The following is a 4,268-nucleotide window of genomic DNA, read 5'->3' on the forward strand; positions in this document are numbered from 1 at the left end:
GCCCGGCGTACTGCCCCCCGTCGTCCGCCACGCCGTCCTGCGCGTCCCCGCCATCGCGCTGGCCCTCGCCTCCCTCGGTTTCCTCGGCCTCGGCACCGCGCCCCCGTCACCCGAATGGGGCAGGATGCTCTCCGAGAACCTCCCCTACGCGGAGCGCGCCCCCTGGGCCGTACTCGCCCCCGCCGCCGCCCTCGCCGTCCTCGGCGCGACGGCCGTCCGCACGGCCGCGGCCGTGCGGGGCGCGGGACACCGGGGCGCACGCGGCAGCAAGGGCGCCGCGTGAGCGTCGCCCCGACCCCGCGGCCGGCCACCCCGGGCCCGGCCCCGGACCGCTACCTCCGCCTCCTGACCACCACCCAGTTCGCGTTCAACATCGGCTTCTACGCCGTCCTGCCCTACCTCGCCACCCACCTCGGCACCGGCCTCGGCATGGCCGGCTGGCTCGTCGGCCTCGTCCTCGGCCTGCGCACCTTCAGCCAGCAGGGCCTCTTCGTCATCGGCGGCGCACTCACCGACCGGTACGGGCCGCGCCCCGTCGTCCTCGCCGGATGCGTCCTGCGCATCGCCGGCTTCGGCTGGCTCGCCTTCGCCGGATCCACCGCGACCGTCATCGGCGCCGTCCTGCTGACCGGACTCGCCGCCGCGCTCTTCTCACCCGCCGTCGAGTCCGAAACCGCCCGCGAGGCCGTCCGCCACGAGAGGGAGACCGGCACCCCGCGCGCCCAGGTGCTCGCACGGTTCTCCGCCGCCGGACAGGCCGGGGCGTTCCTCGGCCCCCTCCTCGGCTCGGCCCTGCTGCTCCTGGGCGGCGGGTTCCGGGCCGCCGCCCTCGCCGGGGTCCTCGTCTTCGTCGCGGTCCTCGCCGGACACGCCCGGCTGATGCCGCACCGCGCCCCCGCGGCCCGTACGCAACGCTCCCGGGGCTCCGCCCGCGAGGTCTTCGGCAACCGGCCGTTCCTGCTGCTCTGCCTCACCTACAGCAGCTACCTCGTCGCGTACAACCAGCTCTACCTCTCGCTCCCGGCCGAGGTGCGGCGCGCCACCGGTTCGCAGGCCGCCCTCGGCCCGCTGTTCGCGCTCTCCTCGCTGCTGGTCGTCTGCGCCCAGCTGCCGGTGACCCGCTGGGCCGCCCACCGCCTCGCACCGCGGACCGCTCTCGTCGCCGGGCTCACCACCGTCGCCGCCGGATTCGCCGCCGTGCCCCTGGCCCCCGGCGGGCCCGCCGGACTGCTGCCCGCGGCCACGCTCGTCGTCCTCCTCACCCTCGGGCAGATGCTGCTGGTGCCGGCCGCCCGCGGCCTCGTACCGGATCTCGTCGCCGACCGGCACCTCGGACTCGCCACCGGAGCACTGTCATCGGTCTCCGGCGTGGCCGTACTCGCGGGCAGCGCCGCCACCGGGGCGCTGCTCGGCGCCCCCGCACCCCTCCGGTGGGCGGTGCTCGCCGCCGTCCCGCTCGCGGGCGCCGCCCTCGCGCTGACCCTTCCGGCGGGCGCGGACGGAAAGCGGTCCGGGCGACCGGTGGCCGGACAGGACGCGGAGGCAGCGGCACCGCGGACCCCCTCGGGAGGACGGACGCCATGACGGCCGTACTTCCGCGGGACCCGAGGCGCCCCGGCCGGGCGAACCCGGGCCGTAACAACTGTCATCGCAATCCCCCAAGGGGTCGCGGGGCACTGGTGCGCGCCCACTACCCTTGAGGCGTGACTATTCGCCTGTACGACACCAGCGCCCGGCAGATCCGTGACTTCGTCCCGCTCACAGCGGGCTGTGTCTCGATCTACCTCTGTGGCGCCACTGTCCAGGCCGCCCCGCACATCGGGCACATCAGGTCCGGACTGAACTTCGACATCATGCGCCGCTGGTTCGAGCACCGCGGCTACGACGTGACGTTCGTCCGGAACGTCACAGACATCGACGACAAGATCATCACGAAGTCGGCCGAGCAGGGCCGCCCGTGGTGGGCCATCGGTTACGAGAACGAGCGCGCGTTCAACGCCGGCTACGACGCGCTGGGCTGCCTCCCGCCCACGTACGAGCCGCGCGCCACCGGCCACATCACCGAGATGATCGAGATGATGCGGGGCCTCATCGAGCGCGGCCACGCCTACGCCTCCGAGGGCAACGTCTACTTCGACGTGCGCTCGTTCCCCGGCTACCTGTCCCTCTCCAACCAGGAGCTGGACGATCTGCGCCAGCCCTCCGGCGAGGGCGAGACCGGCAAGCGCGACCAGCGCGACTTCGCCATGTGGAAGGCGTCCAAGCCCGGCGAGCCCAGCTGGGAGACCCCCTGGGGCCGCGGCCGCCCCGGCTGGCACCTGGAGTGCTCCGCCATGGTGCACAAGTATCTCGGTACCGCCTTCGACATCCACGGCGGCGGCATCGACCTGATCTTCCCGCACCACGAGAACGAGATCGCCCAGGCCAAGGCCTACGGCGACGCGTTCGCGAACTACTGGGTGCACAACGGCTGGGTCACCATGGCCGGCGAGAAGATGTCGAAGTCGCTCGGCAACTCCGTACTCGTCAGCGAGATGGTCAAGGCCTGGCGCCCCATCGTGCTGCGCTACTACCTCGGCACCCCGCACTACCGGTCCATGATCGAGTACAGCGAGGAGGCCCTGCGCGAGGCCGAGTCCGCGTTCGCCCGGATCGAGGGCTTCGTCCAGCGCGTCACCGAGAAGGCCGGCGAGACCGTCGCCCCGGCCACCGAGGTGCCGCCCGCCTTCGCCGAGGCGATGGACGACGACCTGGGCGTACCGCAGGCCCTGGCGATCGTCCACACCACCGTCCGCCAGGGCAACTCCGCCCTCGCCGCCGACGACAAGGAAGCCGCCGTCGCCCGCCTCGCCGAGGTCCGTGCGATGCTCGGTGTACTCGGCCTCGACCCGCTCGACGACCACTGGGCCGGTGAGAGCGACCGCGGCGACGACCTCCACGGCGTCGTCGACACCCTCGTACGGCTCGTCCTCGACCAGCGCCAGTCCGCACGCGAGCGCAAGGACTGGACCGCGGCCGACGCCATCCGCGACCAGCTCAACCAGTCCGGGCTCGTCATCGAGGACAGCCCGACCGGACCACGGTGGACACTCGGCCCGCGCCAGTAGTCCTCCCAAGTGCCGCCCGGCCCGCCGGACGGCACACTTTCACTTACGTACACGTACGCACGTCTGAAGCAACGAAACAGGTAGGTCATGGCCGGGAACAGCCAGCGCAAGAACCGCCGCACGTCCAACAAGAAGGGCATGCAGGTCGGCAGCGGCGGTAACCGACGCCGTGCTCTCGAAGGCAGGGGACCGACGCCGCCCGCCGAGGCCCGCAAGAAGCACAAGAAGAACCGCATCGCGACCGCCAAGGCCAAGCAGGCCGCCAACCGCCGCCCCGCGCCCCGGCGCGGCGGCGCCAAGGGCACCTCCGAGATGGTCGTCGGCCGCAACCCGGTCTTCGAGGCGCTGCGCGACGGCGTCCCCGCCACCACCCTGTACGTCCAGCAGTACATCGACAACGACGAGCGCGTCCGCGAGGCCCTCCAGCTCGCCGGCGAGCGCGGCAACATCAACCTGATGGAGGCCCCGCGCCCCGAGCTGGACCGGATGACGAACGGCCTGAACCACCAGGGCCTCGTCCTCCAGGTCCCGCCGTACGAGTACGCGGACCCGCAGGACCTCACCGCCGCCGCGTACGACAACGGCGAGGACCCGCTGATCGTCGCCCTCGACGGCGTCACCGACCCGCGCAACCTCGGCGCCATCGTCCGCTCCGTCTCCGCGTTCGGCGGCCACGGCGTGGTCGTGCCCGAGCGCCGTGCCGCCGGAATGACCGCCGGAGCCTGGAAGTCCTCCGCCGGAACCGCCGCCCGCACCCCGGTCTCCCGGGTCACCAACCTGACCCGCGCGCTGGAGGCGTACAAGAAGGAAGGCATCACCGTCGGCGGCCCCGTCGTCATCGTCATCGGCAGCGAGGGCAAGGGCCTCGGCCGCCTCGTCGGCGAGACCTGCGACTACCGGGTCCGCATCTCGATGCCCGGTGGCGCCGAGTCCCTGAACGCCGGTGTCGCGGCCGGCATCGTGATGTACGAGGTCGCCCGCCGCCGCGCCTGAGAGGCCGTCGGGTGACCTCGGACCGGGAAGCGTGCGCGCCCGCCCGGCAGAGCCACCCGGCAGCCTCCGAGCCGCCCGGTAGCACCACCCGCACGGGCGGCGGCCGACGGAGGAAACCCCCGGCGCCCGCCGGCCCCGGACGGCCCTGTCCGGGGGCGCATCCGACCG

The 4,268-nt window shown here is 73.3% G+C and carries 4 protein-coding genes; all 4 read left to right on the forward strand.

Annotation, left to right across the window (positions count from 1 at the left end):
- The coding region (locus J1C73_RS32810; RefSeq protein WP_372446777.1) for an ABC transporter permease subunit at positions 1-283 on the forward strand (283 nt) is incomplete at its 5' end.
- Positions 280-1,584: an MFS transporter gene (locus J1C73_RS32815; protein ID WP_207319549.1), complete on the forward strand. Its 1,305-nt coding sequence runs from the start codon at positions 280-282 to the stop codon at positions 1,582-1,584. The genes J1C73_RS32810 and J1C73_RS32815, both read left to right, overlap by 4 nt.
- Before the next feature lie 119 nt (positions 1,585-1,703).
- The gene (gene cysS, locus J1C73_RS32820) at positions 1,704-3,107 is read left to right on the forward strand and encodes a cysteine--tRNA ligase (RefSeq protein ID WP_207319550.1); all 1,404 of its coding nucleotides are present in this window, start codon (positions 1,704-1,706) and stop codon (positions 3,105-3,107) included.
- A gap of 87 nt (positions 3,108-3,194) precedes the next feature.
- Positions 3,195-4,100 carry a 23S rRNA (guanosine(2251)-2'-O)-methyltransferase RlmB gene (rlmB, locus tag J1C73_RS32825; RefSeq protein WP_207319551.1) on the forward strand — a complete coding sequence of 302 codons (906 nt, stop codon included), beginning with the start codon at positions 3,195-3,197 and terminating at the stop codon, positions 4,098-4,100.
- Positions 4,101-4,268: the final 168 nt, after the last annotated feature.

This window comes from Streptomyces laculatispora (genome assembly GCF_017353455.1).
GTDB lineage: Bacteria > Actinomycetota > Actinomycetes > Streptomycetales > Streptomycetaceae > Streptomyces > Streptomyces laculatispora.

What these genes read in the sequence shown, in the direction of transcription:
- rlmB (WP_207319551.1), top strand. Translation starts at nt 3,195, where the DNA reads ATGGCCGGGAACAGCCAGCGCAAGAACCGCCGCACGTCCAACAAGAAG.